We start from the raw sequence: 13,631 nt of genomic DNA on the forward strand, positions 1-13,631 counted from the left end.
AAAATTGGCGATCCGGATGGGGTTCGAACCCACGACCTCCAGCGTGACAGGCTGGCATTCTAACCAACTGAACTACCGGACCATAACGAACAGCCTATTTATATTATCACAAAACCCCAAGCTTGTCAATATCAAATTTAAAAAAATTAAAATTTTTTCTAAAATTTTAATATATAAACAAAACGAGAAGTGATTTTTTTGCTTCTCGCTTTGTTTTTATTTATCGATCCAAGCATTACTTAACAGACTGCAAGACGGTTTCAACCGCCGCAGCCGCTTCTTGCAATTCCGTTTCTTTCGCCGGCTCATCCAACAGCACATAAGGAATTTCTTTTACAGATTTTCCTGTTAGATATCCATACCAGGTCAAGCCCAAAACGTATCTTCCAATTCCTAACGAAGCATGAAATCCATCCCGGTACATACCTATTTTGGTTTTCAACTGTACTTCGCGAAAGGTTTTTCCGCTTGGGATCATACCATCCGCCTGAATGGCCTGCCATGCCTTTTGATATGCAGCTTCCAAATCCCGATACATTTCTTCCTGTGTCCTGTATTTCAACATTTCTGTCAGCCGGGGACTATCCTGCGCATACGCCCATGTTTGATGCAAAAAACGTTTTGCCATAGGCGCCTTTTTTCTCACAAACGCATCTATTTTTTCCAAGTATGGCTGATATGTAGCGTAATCCACACTACACTGACTAACTTGCTGTAAAGTCACTACATCCCAGTCTTCTTTCTGCAGCATCTCTTCCGAAGTAACATATTGTCCTGTAGACTCTCCATTTACCTCCAACAAGTATTCCGCAAGAGAATTTTCTATATTATTCCAATGTCGTTCAAGAGAGCATCCTCCTATATAAAGATTGAATACTTTTATATTCTCCCCCGCTGCTTCTGCAATCTGATGTAAATACCGAGTTGCATCCTGAGAAAAGCTGTTACCAATGCATAATACTTTCATCTTACCCCTCCTCTCTATACTACTCCTCATTATAAACGTTTTTTACCAAAAAAGAAAGTCTTTTTCCCAAAAATATTTACTTTAACTGTCTCTTTTTTTCTTCATTTCCCTTACTCCCATATTTGTAACTATGATGCCGAAAAAACTCTTGACTTTTGATGGGATTCTGTGTAAAATAAAGTGGTGTACTTCTAACAAAATCATGCTTTACGCTTTGATCTAAATAACTGTGTAATCTTTTATGAAACATGTTTACGGCACCCTGATGGGTGCTGATTTTAAGAATCAGGAGGTGTTAACGATAGACACAATCAGTATTACAATTATTGTCGCATTGATTGTGATTGCGGTAATCGGCGCATTTGGCGCATTCAAATACGGTTATTCTTACCGGAAGAAATTTGCCGAATTAAAAATTGGCAGTGCCGAAGAAGAAGCAAAACGTATATTGGAAACCGCTATGGATCAATCTGAAAAAGATGCGGAAAATATAAAAAAAGAAAAATTATTAGAAGCAAAAGAAGAGATACATAAGTTACGAAGCGAACTGGAAAAAGAAATTAAAGAACGCAGGAACGAATTACAGCGTCAGGAGAGAAGAGTACAGCAGAAAGAAGATACCATAGATAAAAAAACACAGACACTAGAAAAAAAAGAAGAGCAGATTCAGCGCAAATTTAACGAGGCAGAAGAAACACAGGCTGAGGTAGAACGAGTCAAAAAACTGCAAATGGCACAACTTGAAAAAATTGCAGAATTTACCGCTTCTCAGGCAAAAGATTATCTTCTTAAACAGGTTGAAGACGATGCCAAACATGAAAAAGCCCTGCTTATTAAAACAATTGAAGATCAGGCTCGAGAAGAAGCCGAAGACAAAGCACGGCATATCATTACCGGCGCGATTCAGCGCTGTGCCGCAGATCATGTAACAGAAACTACAGTTTCTGTGGTACAACTTCCAAATGATGAGATGAAAGGCCGCATTATTGGACGCGAAGGCCGCAATATTCGAACCATTGAAACTTTAACGGGTGTTGATCTGATTATTGACGACACACCAGAAGCCGTTATTTTATCCGGTTTTGACCCTGTGCGCCGCGAGATTGCCCGCCGCTCCTTGGAGAAATTGATTGTTGACGGCCGTATTCATCCCGGACGCATTGAAGAAATGGTGGAAAAAGCCACAAAAGAAGTTGACAGCATTATCAAACAGGAAGGTGAACGTGCTACCTTTGAAACCCATGTACACGGACTCCATCCGGAACTGATTCGTTTACTGGGTCGCTTAAAATATAGAACCAGCTATGGACAAAATGTACTGCAGCATTCAATTGAAGTTTCTCATCTTGCTGGATTAATGGCAGGAGAATTAGGCGCTGATGTTATGTTGGCAAAACGTGCAGGTCTGCTTCATGATATCGGCAAGGCGGTTGATCACGAGGTAGAAGGTTCACATGTTACCATCGGCGGAGATATTGCAAAGAAATATAAAGAAAACGACAAGGTAATTCATGCGATTCTAGCCCATCATGGAGATATCGAACCCAAAACCATTGAAGCATGCCTAGTACAAGCGGCTGATGGTATTTCTGCGGCACGTCCCGGCGCTCGCCGCGAAAATTTGGAATCTTATATCAAACGTCTTGAACAGCTGGAAGAAATTGCGAACTCCTTTAAAGGCGTGGAACGTTCTTATGCGATTCAAGCTGGCCGTGAAATTCGTATTATGGTGAAATCCGATGTAGTAAATGATGATGAAACCATTTTAATGGCAAAAGATATTGTTAAACAAATTGAAAACAATATGGAATATCCTGGGCAAATTAAAGTAAATGTAATTCGTGAGCTCCGTGCCATCGAATACGCAAAATAAATGAGAATCATAATAAAAGAGGCTGCCGCTACTTGGCCGGCCTCTCTTTTGTTTTCTAAACCAGAAAGAATCATTGAACTCTGCAATAAAATTTTATTAAGGAATAGTTGAAAAAATTCTATCTCTATGTTATAATAGCGACTTAAGAAAGCAGGTGTTTACCATATGTCAAAAGATACATTGCAAGAACCGCAGATGCACCGTACTTCCATCGGCGGGCAGGCCGTCATGGAAGGTGTTATGATGCGCGGGCCGCATCTGATTGCAACGGCTGTCCGCAAACCGGACGGTGATATTATTGTAGATAAACAAACCCTCGGAAAAATACGCAGTGGCAAATTTGTTAAGCTTCCCATTATCCGCGGCTGTGTTAATTTTTTTGATTCTATGATTATCGGGGTAAAAGCATTGATGTTTTCTGCTCAGTTTTTTGATGTGGACGATGAGGGAAATCCAGTAGAACAAAAACCATCTCGATTTGAAGTTTGGCTTGAAAAAAAGCTGGATTCTGAAAAAGCAATGAATGTCATTTTATATTGCTCAGTTATTTTTTCACTGATTTTGAGCATCGGCCTGTTCATTTTGCTTCCCACATTTCTCACCGGATTTCTACGTCCATTGATCTCCACAGGGATTTTTCTGACGCTGATTGAAGGAGCGGTACGAATTTTTATTTTTATCTGTTACTTATCGCTGGTGTCACAGATGAAAGATATCAAACGTGTATTTATGTACCACGGAGCAGAACATAAATCTATTTTCTGTTATGAAAAGGGATTAGAACTCAATGTAGCCAACGTCCGGAAACAATCCCGCTTTCACCCAAGATGCGGTACTAGTTTTCTGCTGATTGTAATGGTAATCAGTATTCTAGTCTTTTCTATTATTCCTTGGGACGAAGCCACATTTGCTTCCATTCCGGGTATTGGGCCGTGGCTGGTTTCTATACCCTGGGTAATTACACGTATGATTCTACGGCTTTTGCTCTTGCCGGTAGTAGCAGGTTTATCTTATGAAATTATTAAATATGCCGGTCGGCATGACAACGCCTTTACCCGTGCAATTAGCGCTCCCGGCATGTGGTTTCAACGGATTACCACCAATGAACCCGATGACAGTATGATTGAAGTTGCTATTGCCGCGCTGCAAACAGTCATTCCAGAAAATCAGGAAGAGGATAAGTGGTAAAACTATGACACTACAGACCATGCGCAAAACACTGCGCACCTTATTTCAATCTGAAAATATCGAAAGTCCCGAAACAGATTCGGGACTTATTCTTATGCACATTCTTCAGATTAATAAAAATCAGCTCCTGCTTACAAATCCCCAAATTTCTGAGATGCATCAGCAGGAAATTATGAATTTAGCCTATCGCCGGATCCAAGGGGAACCAGTAAGGTATCTTATCGGTTCCTGTCCATTTATGGATCTTACATTTGATGTAAACCCTTCTGTTTTAATTCCCCGGCCGGACACAGAACTTCTGGTAGAAGCCGTCTCTAAACAGCTGAGCCGATATCCCAAAAACAGTATGCTTTGGGACATCGGTTGCGGAAGCGGCTGCATTGGCATTTCACTCGCACACATGCATCCTTCACTCCATGTGACGGAACTGGATATCTCACAAAAGGCACTTGATACTGCCACAGCAACCGCATGCCGCTATCACCTTGAAAACCGCATCCGTTTTGTCCATCATGATATTCTGTCCGGATGGCCTTCTCTTCCTGCTCCTGCGGTCATTGTCTCAAATCCTCCCTATATACCCTCTTCCTCTATTTCGAATTTACAAAAAGAAGTCCGAGACTTTGAACCCCAAACAGCACTTGACGGCGGACCGGACGGCTTGCTCTTTTACCGAAAAATAATTTCAGATGCTCCTCTGCTTTCCGGCGGCCTTTTAGCCTTTGAAATCGGCTACGATCAGGGGAGTTCTGTACCGGAACTAATGAAAAATGGCGATTATACTGATGTAACACTGCTTTATGATTTATCCCACCTTCCCCGTATGGTACTTGGATATCATAAATAAGCAAATGAATAAAAAGCGATCTCTGTCAATTTAAGCCCGTCTTGTTTTGTATAGACAAAATTACAGACTCCATTTGCTGCATCGTACATGCCGTATTAATCTTTGCCCGCAGTCTTGCTCCGCCCTGTACCCCCCGAAAATACCACGACATATGTTTTCTTCCCTCTTGTATGCCTCGGTGTTCTCCTTTAAACTTTACCAAAAGCGCTAAATGACGCAGGGCAATTGAAATTCGCTCTTCCAAATCCGGTGGCGGCAAGGATACGCCTGTTTTCAGATAATGCAGAACCTGCGCAAAAATCCACGGATTTCCCTGGGCTGCTCTGCCAATCATAATACCGTCACATCCAGTTTGTTCTATCATTGCCACGGCGGTAGCGCCATCTGTGATGTCTCCATTGCCAATTACGGGAATAGAAACTGCTTCTTTTACTTGACGAATAATATTCCAATCCGCCGTCCCACTGTAAAACGCTTCTCGGGTACGTCCATGCACCGTAACAGCTGCCGCCCCGTTTTGCTCAGCCATTTTAGCAAATTCCACCGCATTTACATGACCGTCATCCCAGCCTTTTCGAAATTTTACAGTCACAGGCACTGGCACCGAACGACAGACAGCTGCAATCACTTTTCCTGCCAATTCGGGATTTTTCATCAACGCACAACCGTCACCGTTATTGACAATTTTAGGTGCTGGACAACCCATATTGATATCAATTACCGAAATCCCATATTGCAAGACCGTCTGTGCGATCTCTCCCATCATTTCTGGATCATGTCCAAAAATCTGAGCAGCCATCGGTTTTTCTTCCTCCAAAACCTCTAGAAGTTCACCCGTTTTCTTGCTCTTATAATGCAAGCCTTTGCCAGATACCATTTCTGTGTACATCATAGCTGGTCCAAAAGGTTTTACTATTTTCCGAAACGCCTTGTCCGTCACTCCTGCCATAGGTGCCAGCAAAAGATTATTTTCTAAATTCAAGTCTCCAATTCGCATACAACCGCTCCGTTTCCTCCTTCTTGCTATCCTTTCTATCTAACCATATTTATACCATTAAGTCAAGTATTTTCTTGACAACCGCTTTTAAAGTTGTTATACTTTAATGGCACATTGTCTGCAGGGAGGCATAAATATGACGAAACAGGTAAAACGAGTGGTGGTCAAAGTTGGTACCTCCACACTGACCTACGAAACAGGTAAAATCAATCTTCGACGTCTGGAAACTTTAGTTCGTGTTTTATCCGATCTGATGAATATGGGTATGGAAGTGATTCTGGTTTCCAGCGGCGCTATTGGTGTCGGTGTAGGTAAGCTGGGTCTTTCCGAAAAGCCCACTGATACCAGACAAAAACAGGCCCTTGCTGCAATTGGTCAAGCAAGTTTAATGGCGATTTATGAAAAATATTTTAAAGAATATGGGTATAATACTGGTCAAGTTTTGCTCACCAAGTTTATCTTAGAAGATGAATTACGGTATATCAGTGCCAAAAACGCCTTTAACACCATGCTAGATTACCGGGTGATTCCCATTGTAAATGAAAATGACGTAATTTCTACATATGAGATTGAATTTGGCGACAACGACACCCTTTCGGCTTACGTTGCGCGGCTGGTAGACGCTGACCTTCTTGTCATTATGTCTGATATTGACGGCTTCTATGACGGTGACCCCTCTGCGCCGGGTTCTCAGGTTATTCCTGTTGTGGAGGAAATCACCGATCAAATTCGCAGCTGCGCCGGGGGCAAAGGCACCCGCCGAGGCACTGGCGGTATGCGAACCAAACTAAAAGCGGCAGAACTTGTATGCTCTGTCGGAATAGATATGGTAATTACTAATGGAAACTGTCCGGATAATCTCTATGGTATTGTTCAAGGTGAATCTATTGGCACCCTATTTAAAGGGAAGAAAAAATAAAATCAAGACCACCCGTTATACGGGTCAACGTGCACAAAGCTTATAAGCTTTTATGAATCACAGGTTTAGACCACGGTCATCATATAAAATACCTGCAGAGCAATTTAGTTCTGCAGGTATTTTATATTAATCACCAAAACAAATTCCCATTTCACGGGCACTCAAAATTTCTTCACAATCCACCGGAACGGTTTTTAATTTTCCGGCCACTTCACCAAGCGGCACCGGTACAATGGATCCATTTTGCAGTGCAACCATATATCCGTACTTTTCCTTTTTTATCAACTGTGCTGCCGCCGTGCCGAAACGTGTGGACAGAACCCGGTCATACGGGCACGGACTGCCACCACGCTGAAAATGGCCTGGTACTGTAACCCTAATTTCATGCTCACTAACAGCAGAAATTTCATCAGCAATCCGATAAGACACAGAAGGATACGGCATCTGAGCCCTTGCCGCTTTAAAGGCTTTCTTTTTCATACCAGCCTCCTCTACGCTTAATGCACCCTCCGCTACAGCAAGAATAGAAAACCGTTTTCCAGCCTTTTCTCGTCTGTCCAACTCTGCTACAACACTTTTAATATCATATGGAATTTCGGGAATCAGAATAACGTCTGCACCGCCTGCAATACCAGCATATAAGGTAAGCCATCCTACCTTATGCCCCATCACCTCAACAATAAAAACCCGGCCATGAGAGGTTGCAGTCGTATGAATACGATCAATAACATCTGTGGCAATATCCATTGCGCTCTGAAAGCCAAAAGTCATGTCTGTACCCCACAAGTCATTATCTATTGTTTTGGGCAGCCCGATGACATGCAGGCCTTCTTCTGCCAACAGATTGGCCGTTTTATGCGTCCCGTTTCCGCCAAGCACCACCAGACAGTCAAGACCCATTTTTTTATAATTCTTTTTCATATTCTCGACTTTGTCTATATCATCTACAACCCGCATCAATTTAAAGGGCTGTCGAGAGGTACCAAGGATCGTGCCTCCTAATGTAAGAATTCCGGAAAAATCTGGCTCGTGCATCTCCTTATAATTTCCATAAATCAAACCGCTGTAACCATCTTGAATGCCGTAAATCATAACATTATCCGAAAATTCCCGGTATAGCGCTTTGGCCACACCACGTATAGCCGCATTCAACCCCTGACAATCTCCACCGCTGGTTAAAATACCTATTTTCCTCATTTGTATCATCCTCCAAATTTAAGCTTTGTTATCGGTTTTCTGTTCTTCCGAGGTTTTTTTCTGATTTTTTCTTTTCTTACGGGCAGCCATGGTTCTTTTTGCCGTGTTCTGGTTTTTCTGCGCCAATTCGGAAAAAATTCTCTGAGAATTCACCGCTTCTTCTCCGGCCTTCCGTTTGCGCATTTGATACGTACCATCAGGTTGCATCAACCGGGTGTTTATGTTATCTGAAAACATAATTTCCGTCATCTGCATTACCCGTTTCATCAAACGGTTGTCTAATACAGGAAACACCAGTTCCACACGCCGATTCAGATTCCGCTGCATCCAATCTGCGCTTCCCATCCAGATTTGAGGCTGTCCATTGTTTTCAAAAATAAAAATCCTGCTGTGCTCCAACAACTGTCCTACAATACTGTGAACGGTAATATTTTCACTCAAGCCTGGCACACCGGGAATCAAACAGCATATACCGCGCACCAACAGGCGTATCCTGACACCTTCACCAGAAGCCCTATAAAGCTGCTCAATAATATTCGTATCTACCAGAGAATTAATTTTAGCAGTAATACCACACGGTTTACCCTGCTGAGCATTGGCAATTTCCTTTTGAATTTGCTTTTCAAAAAAATCTCGCATATCATCCGGTGCAACCACAAAACTGCGATACCGAGGAGACCCCTTATATCCAGTCAGCATGTTAAACAGTACCGCTGCATCTGCTGCAAAATCTTCTCGACAGGTAAACATACCGATATCGGTATAAAGCTTGGCGGTAGAATCATTATAATTTCCCGTAGCAACATGTAAATAACTTCTAATCCGGTCACCTTCCTGCCGTATCACTGAAAGTATTTTACAATGGGTTTTCAACCCCGGTATACCGTAAATCACATGACAGCCCGCTTTTTCCAGCTTTTTAGCCCATTCCACATTATTCTCCTCATCAAAACGAGCCTTTAACTCCACTAAAACCGTGACCTGCTTTCCACGCTGCGCCGCACGGATGAGTGCCGCAATAACCGGAGAATTTCCGCTGACCCGGTATAGCGTCTGCTTGATGGCCAGCACCTGTTCATCCTGTGCTGCAGCATCCACAAACGCAATCACACTATTAAAACTTTCATAAGGATGGCAAACCATTCTGTCACGCTCCCGGATAGCGGTAAACACATCATCATATCCCCAAAAATCCGCCGGTGGATCCACTGGTATAATGGGCGCAAAGCACAATTCTGTCCCCGCCCCTAAATTGGCAAATTTACCAAACATCGTCAAGTCCACAGGTCCTGGAATTTTAAAAATATCACTCTTTTTTATTTTGAGACGCTTAACCAGAAAGTCTCTGATTTCTACATCATACTTTACGGGAATTTCCAATCGCACTGGTTTGCCCGATTTTCGTTTTTTAATAAATTTTTGAACCTCATTTAAAAGATCTGGCGCTTCATCGTCCATTTCCACGTCGGCATTTCTGGTAATTCGAAAAGGAAGGCACGCCTTGATGCGATGCGCTTCAAATAATGCATCCATCCGATTAATGATCACATCTTCTAGAAGGATAAAAGTTCTGGCATTCTTTCCCGGAATTTCCAAAAGGCGCTTTAAATTAGACGGCACAGGAACCACTGCATAATCACTGTCATTTTTTCCTTTTTTCTTCAACCGAACTGCAATATTAAGGCTTTTTCCAAGCAGTCGAGGGAAAGGACGGTCATCGTCAACCGCAATGGGTGTCAGTACAGGAAAAATGACACTATCAAAGTAGCCGTTAATAAATTTTTTCTGTCGGGATCCCAATTCCTCATAACGAATCAAAGAAAACCCCTTTTCCTTCAACTCGGGCAAGATCTGATCAAAAAGGCACTGATATTGTTTTTCCGTAAAATCACGTATTTTAGCAAGTAATTCATCAAGCAGAGCCTGCGGGGTATAGCCTGACGCATCTTTTTGTTTGTATCCTGACTCCACCTGCTGTTTAATTCCAGCCACTCTAACCATAAAAAATTCATCCAGGTTGGATGCCGTAATTGCCAAAAAGCGTAACCGTTCCATAATCGGATTTTCCTTTTCACAGGCCTCCTCCAAAACACGCAAATTAAAATCCATCCAGCTCAATTCCCGGTTAATAAAATTAGTTCTGAATGCAGGCATAGTCTCACTCCTTTATCTTTGCTGCGCTTTTCTGCTTTTCTTTTATTATAACAAACCGCTACCTTTGTGTCAAACCCGTATCATAGCACATGATATATAAATTCTCTCTTGACAATTCCTGATTTTTAGCAGGATAAATAACCCGTTTATTTTCCCTTTTCTTACTATTATTTATTCCCATCCTCCATAAATAAATTCTTGCTTTACTTTTTGTATTATGTTATACTAAAGATATATTATTATTTGGAGGAAATAAAAATGAAAAAAGCAGTCGTATCTATATTTCTTTTTTGTATGCTTATCAGTCAGGCCATAGGCGGATTTGCCACAGCACAGCAAATCATCATTGACGGTGCCGTGGTGGATATTCCTGAAGATATGGGGTCCATCCGTGAAAAAGATGATCGTACCTTTGTCCCTATTCGTTTTATCAGCGAATATTTGGGCTGCGCAGTCAACTATGGAGCCTTGCAGGAATCCGCAACTATCACCGATGCCAATAGCGTTTCCTATTTGGCTCAGCGCGATTCCGAAATGCTTTACATCCTGCCCAATACAGGCATGGCACAACGTATTCGCATGGATACTCAAGTATTTGTGGATGACAGCGAAGACAGAATGTATATTCCTATTCGTTTTTTTGCACAAGCGCTTGGCTATACTGTTGACTGGGACGAAGCGACGCAAACCGTTACTTTGACTACCGCACCGCCGACAGAGTAATTCTTAAATTTAACACACAGGAGGACATCATCATGAAATTAAAATATCTTATTTCTGTTTTAGCTGCCGGGAGCTTGCTCCTTTCCGGAACCTCTGCCTTTGCAGCTGCGGAAAATATTATTATTAACGGACAAACTGCTCAGATCCCCGCTGACATGGGCAGTATCAAGGAATTAGACGACCGTACCTTTGTCCCCATCCGTTTTATTATGGAAAATCTGGGATGCCAAGTGGATTTTATTGACGACACCAAAATGGCGGTCATCAGTTCTATTTCCTGCACCTATCTGATTCAAGAAGGCAATCAAACTTTGTTTGTCCTGCCAGATCAATACGAAAAGACCGAAAATATTCCCATGGATACCGCCGCATTTATTGAGGAAGTAGAACTGGACGGTCAAACCTATGGAAGAATGTACGTTCCCATCCGTTTCCTCGCTCAGGCCATTGGCTATGAGGTGGGCTGGGACGAGGCAACACAAACCGTTACTTTGACCATGGCAAAATAGCTTACAAAAACCTTTTCCCCACTATATATCAGCAGAAAAACAGCTGGGTAACAACGATTTTAAAAAGAAATTTTAAAATGTAAATATAAATTTTAATCTACACCTCCAAAAGCAGTGTGCTTTTGGAGGTGTAGATTTTATAAAAAAATACAAAACAAGTTTCCTTATAATTTCATAGATTTTTTCAGCCGGAACAACCGGCAAGATACAAAAAAGATGATGCCTCGCAAAAGTTTTGCAAGACATCGTTTGTTCGTCTTTACAGTCACCCGAATTGAAGCATTTAACACCCTAATGACAACCGTTTTATTTTAGAACAGCATATCTCGTCGCCATTATCACAAATCCAAATACACATAGTCTGTCAAGTCATATCTCTGCAGTTCTGTGAGTTCATTTCCATCTGCATTTGGATCAAATGCTTTGGTAATAAAAGTAGAATTGCCGTCAAGATCAATGAAGATCCGGTTTCCCACCTCTTCGCTCCAAGTATCAATTACTGCGATTTTACCATTGGTTTTGTCAATCGATACACAGGCGGTCTGATTTCCTTCATAATTTTCAATAATACATACCCTGTAACTTCGGCTTTCAGTATGCTGCACAATGCCATACCCATAACGCCCCCGCAGTTTATCAAAAGTATCCGTAAAGGCTTGATAACCCGGGCCCGCTTCCGTGTTGATGGTCACAGTCAGTGCTTCTGCATCCCAGATCAATCTTCCAGCAAAATAGGTATCATGGGCAGATGCATCCCAAAGAATGGACATATCCGCATCTTCTCCCTCCGGAACCAAGTAATATGCCAGTGCACGTATGGGGAGATAGGCGGTGCCATTATATAAAATAACCGGAGGCGCCCATGCATTGGTATACCACTGGCTTCCAATCTGACAATACCATTTTTCGCCGCCGGGTCTTTCCACCTCTATAATCGGCATATTGGAATTGGTGCTTGTTGTGGCACCGTAAAGCTGTAACGTTGTTTCATCTTTTGCCCGATTTTTCAGATCTTCCCATGCGTAAAAAGGAAATGTATCCTTAGCATTTTGAAAAATACTTCCAGCAGTTTCCTTACTGACATTATAGTTCACTGTACAGTCCAGCAGTTCAAATGTTTTTCGCAGCGGCAGATAATAACTGTCGTTGTTAAGATAGCGAATGTTGTCAAAATGGACAATATCAATCGCATGCTCTTTACCGTTTATAACAATGGTGCCATCATAGGTTTCCATTCCGTCAACTACGGCCAGTGCAACGGTTGCCGTTGCAAGAATCGCCGTTAGCAAAGCTGAAAGCATCGCAGGCATTAGCTTGGCTTTTCTGCCTGTCTTTGTGCGCATTTTCACAAACCGCGTTTGCAGTTGTTTATGGCTTGCGCTCATCTGTGTTGTATAATAATGTTCAAGCATTGTTTTCCCTCCTTTTCTTATTTTGTACCAAATCCAAAATAGTGTTCATATATTCTTTTTGCTCCTGCTCAGTCAGGCCTCTGATAACCGCCATATCGCAAGCCACCTCGCACGCTTCGCTGATATTGGCGCTCAACAGATAGGCAAATGGATTAAACCAATGCACAGCGTTTACCATCAATGAAAACCATTTCCAAATCAAATCTTTATGCTTATAGTGGATAAGCTCATGCCGGAACACCATGCGCTGCGCTGTTCCATCCAGCGCTTTTTCTGGCACATAAATTACCGGAGAAAATACGCCTGCCAGCATTGGTGATGCTGTATCACTGGAAATGCGTATTTTTATGTTCCTCCTGATATGCAGTTCTTGCCGAATCTCTTCCACCAGCTGGCTTTTTTCCAATTCTACACTATTTTTCTTCTTATGGACAAGAAAAACCGCATAACTGCTAAACGAGAAAGCCAAAAATAAAATCACTCCACATAGCCAAACACAAAAAACAAGGTCATATATTCTGATGTTTTTTTGCTGCATGGTGTTTTCCTGTATGTCCATAAGTGCCTCATCCATTCCGGTGGCGGGTGTTTCCTCCGAATTTTGAAATACGGTATTTTGCGCTATTTGCACTGATGGAAAATACGGTGTAAGCTTTTGCGCTTCCTTCGCTGGGACTAGCTTCCATATAGGGAACAACATAAAAATGGTTACTGCTAGCCATGCAAAATATTGCCATCTGGCTGGAAAGTTTTTTACGGTCCAAGGCTTGAGTAAAATCAGCAAAAGTATAAACCCTGTGCCGACACAGCTTAATAAAAATATAGTTTTTATCATCTCGGCCATA

The 13,631-nt window shown here is 42.1% G+C and carries 12 protein-coding genes and 1 tRNA gene; 6 read left to right on the top strand and 7 right to left on the bottom strand.

What is annotated here, in order from left to right; genetic code table 11:
- Window positions 1–5: 5 nt before the first annotated feature.
- Together INF28_RS02920 and INF28_RS02925 are read right to left on the bottom strand one after the other, a co-directional pair.
- Window positions 6–82, bottom strand: a tRNA-Asp gene (locus INF28_RS02920).
- 153 nt (window positions 83–235) lie between these two features.
- The gene (locus INF28_RS02925) at window positions 236–967 is read right to left on the bottom strand and encodes a DUF4886 domain-containing protein (RefSeq protein WP_226391976.1); all 732 of its coding nucleotides are present in this window, start codon (window positions 965–967) and stop codon (window positions 236–238) included.
- Between the two features lie 265 nt (window positions 968–1,232).
- On the opposite strand from INF28_RS02925, the gene rny reads away from it, so the two are divergent.
- The 3 genes from rny (at window position 1,233) to prmC (ending at window position 4,875) form a co-directional block, all read left to right on the top strand.
- Window positions 1,233–2,840 (top strand): ribonuclease Y, encoded by a 1,608-nt coding sequence (gene rny, locus INF28_RS02930; RefSeq protein WP_226392039.1) that lies wholly within the window; start codon window positions 1,233–1,235, stop codon window positions 2,838–2,840.
- Between the two features lie 165 nt (window positions 2,841–3,005).
- Window positions 3,006–4,028: a DUF1385 domain-containing protein gene (locus tag INF28_RS02935; RefSeq protein WP_226391977.1), complete on the top strand. Its 1,023-nt coding sequence runs from the start codon at window positions 3,006–3,008 to the stop codon at window positions 4,026–4,028.
- 4 nt (window positions 4,029–4,032) lie between these two features.
- The gene (gene prmC / locus INF28_RS02940; RefSeq protein WP_226391978.1) at window positions 4,033–4,875 is read left to right on the top strand and encodes a peptide chain release factor N(5)-glutamine methyltransferase; all 843 of its coding nucleotides are present in this window, start codon (window positions 4,033–4,035) and stop codon (window positions 4,873–4,875) included.
- A 25-nt stretch (window positions 4,876–4,900) separates the two neighbouring features.
- On the opposite strand, the gene dusB is transcribed toward prmC, so the two are convergent.
- On the bottom strand, window positions 4,901–5,872 hold the full coding sequence (gene dusB / locus INF28_RS02945) for a tRNA dihydrouridine synthase DusB (protein WP_226391979.1): 972 nt from the start codon (window positions 5,870–5,872) through the stop codon (window positions 4,901–4,903).
- A 136-nt stretch (window positions 5,873–6,008) separates the two neighbouring features.
- Between dusB and proB the strand changes: the two genes are divergently transcribed.
- On the top strand, window positions 6,009–6,791 hold the full coding sequence (gene proB / locus INF28_RS02950; RefSeq protein ID WP_226391980.1) for a glutamate 5-kinase: 783 nt from the start codon (window positions 6,009–6,011) through the stop codon (window positions 6,789–6,791).
- Window positions 6,792–6,917: 126 nt separating this feature from the next.
- Here proB and INF28_RS02955 read toward each other — a convergent pair whose 3' ends face one another.
- Both INF28_RS02955 and ppk1 read right to left on the bottom strand, forming a co-directional pair.
- On the bottom strand, window positions 6,918–7,988 hold the full coding sequence (locus INF28_RS02955; protein ID WP_226391981.1) for a 6-phosphofructokinase: 1,071 nt from the start codon (window positions 7,986–7,988) through the stop codon (window positions 6,918–6,920).
- Between the two features lie 18 nt (window positions 7,989–8,006).
- Complete coding sequence (gene ppk1, locus INF28_RS02960; protein WP_226391982.1) at window positions 8,007–10,142, bottom strand: polyphosphate kinase 1; 2,136 nt, start codon at window positions 10,140–10,142, stop codon at window positions 8,007–8,009.
- 294 nt (window positions 10,143–10,436) lie between these two features.
- On the opposite strand from ppk1, the gene INF28_RS02965 reads away from it, so the two are divergent.
- Entirely contained in the window at window positions 10,437–10,865 is a 429-nt protein-coding gene (locus INF28_RS02965) for a copper amine oxidase N-terminal domain-containing protein (RefSeq protein WP_226391983.1), read from the top strand.
- 32 nt (window positions 10,866–10,897) lie between these two features.
- The gene (locus tag INF28_RS02970; protein ID WP_226391984.1) at window positions 10,898–11,374 is read left to right on the top strand and encodes a copper amine oxidase N-terminal domain-containing protein; all 477 of its coding nucleotides are present in this window, start codon (window positions 10,898–10,900) and stop codon (window positions 11,372–11,374) included.
- 338 nt (window positions 11,375–11,712) lie between these two features.
- On the opposite strand, the gene INF28_RS02975 is transcribed toward INF28_RS02970, so the two are convergent.
- Both INF28_RS02975 and INF28_RS02980 read right to left on the bottom strand, forming a co-directional pair.
- Window positions 11,713–12,786, bottom strand: coding sequence for a hypothetical protein (locus INF28_RS02975; RefSeq protein ID WP_226391985.1), 1,074 nt, complete (start codon window positions 12,784–12,786; stop codon window positions 11,713–11,715).
- Complete coding sequence (locus tag INF28_RS02980; protein ID WP_318961704.1) at window positions 12,779–13,630, bottom strand: M56 family metallopeptidase; 852 nt, start codon at window positions 13,628–13,630, stop codon at window positions 12,779–12,781. Before INF28_RS02980 ends, INF28_RS02975 begins: the two co-directional genes overlap by 8 nt.
- Window position 13,631: the final 1 nt, after the last annotated feature.

This window comes from Ructibacterium gallinarum, assembly GCF_014982785.1.
Lineage (GTDB): Bacteria > Bacillota > Clostridia > Monoglobales > Monoglobaceae > Ructibacterium > Ructibacterium gallinarum.

Bases quoted from the DNA above. Each gene is read 5' to 3' on its own strand.
- INF28_RS02925 (WP_226391976.1), bottom strand. From the start codon at position 967: ATGAAAGTATTATGCATTGGTAACAGCTTTTCTCAGGATGCAACTCGG.
- rny (WP_226392039.1), top strand. From the start codon at position 1,233: ATGGGTGCTGATTTTAAGAATCAGGAGGTGTTAACGATAGACACAATC.
- INF28_RS02935 (WP_226391977.1), top strand. From the start codon at position 3,006: ATGTCAAAAGATACATTGCAAGAACCGCAGATGCACCGTACTTCCATC.
- prmC (WP_226391978.1), top strand. From the start codon at position 4,033: ATGACACTACAGACCATGCGCAAAACACTGCGCACCTTATTTCAATCT.
- dusB (WP_226391979.1), bottom strand. From the start codon at position 5,872: ATGCGAATTGGAGACTTGAATTTAGAAAATAATCTTTTGCTGGCACCT.
- proB (WP_226391980.1), top strand. From the start codon at position 6,009: ATGACGAAACAGGTAAAACGAGTGGTGGTCAAAGTTGGTACCTCCACA.
- INF28_RS02955 (WP_226391981.1), bottom strand. From the start codon at position 7,988: ATGAGGAAAATAGGTATTTTAACCAGCGGTGGAGATTGTCAGGGGTTG.
- ppk1 (WP_226391982.1), bottom strand. From the start codon at position 10,142: ATGCCTGCATTCAGAACTAATTTTATTAACCGGGAATTGAGCTGGATG.
- INF28_RS02965 (WP_226391983.1), top strand. From the start codon at position 10,437: ATGCTTATCAGTCAGGCCATAGGCGGATTTGCCACAGCACAGCAAATC.
- INF28_RS02970 (WP_226391984.1), top strand. From the start codon at position 10,898: ATGAAATTAAAATATCTTATTTCTGTTTTAGCTGCCGGGAGCTTGCTC.
- INF28_RS02975 (WP_226391985.1), bottom strand. From the start codon at position 12,786: ATGCTTGAACATTATTATACAACACAGATGAGCGCAAGCCATAAACAA.
- INF28_RS02980 (WP_318961704.1), bottom strand. From the start codon at position 13,630: ATGGCCGAGATGATAAAAACTATATTTTTATTAAGCTGTGTCGGCACA.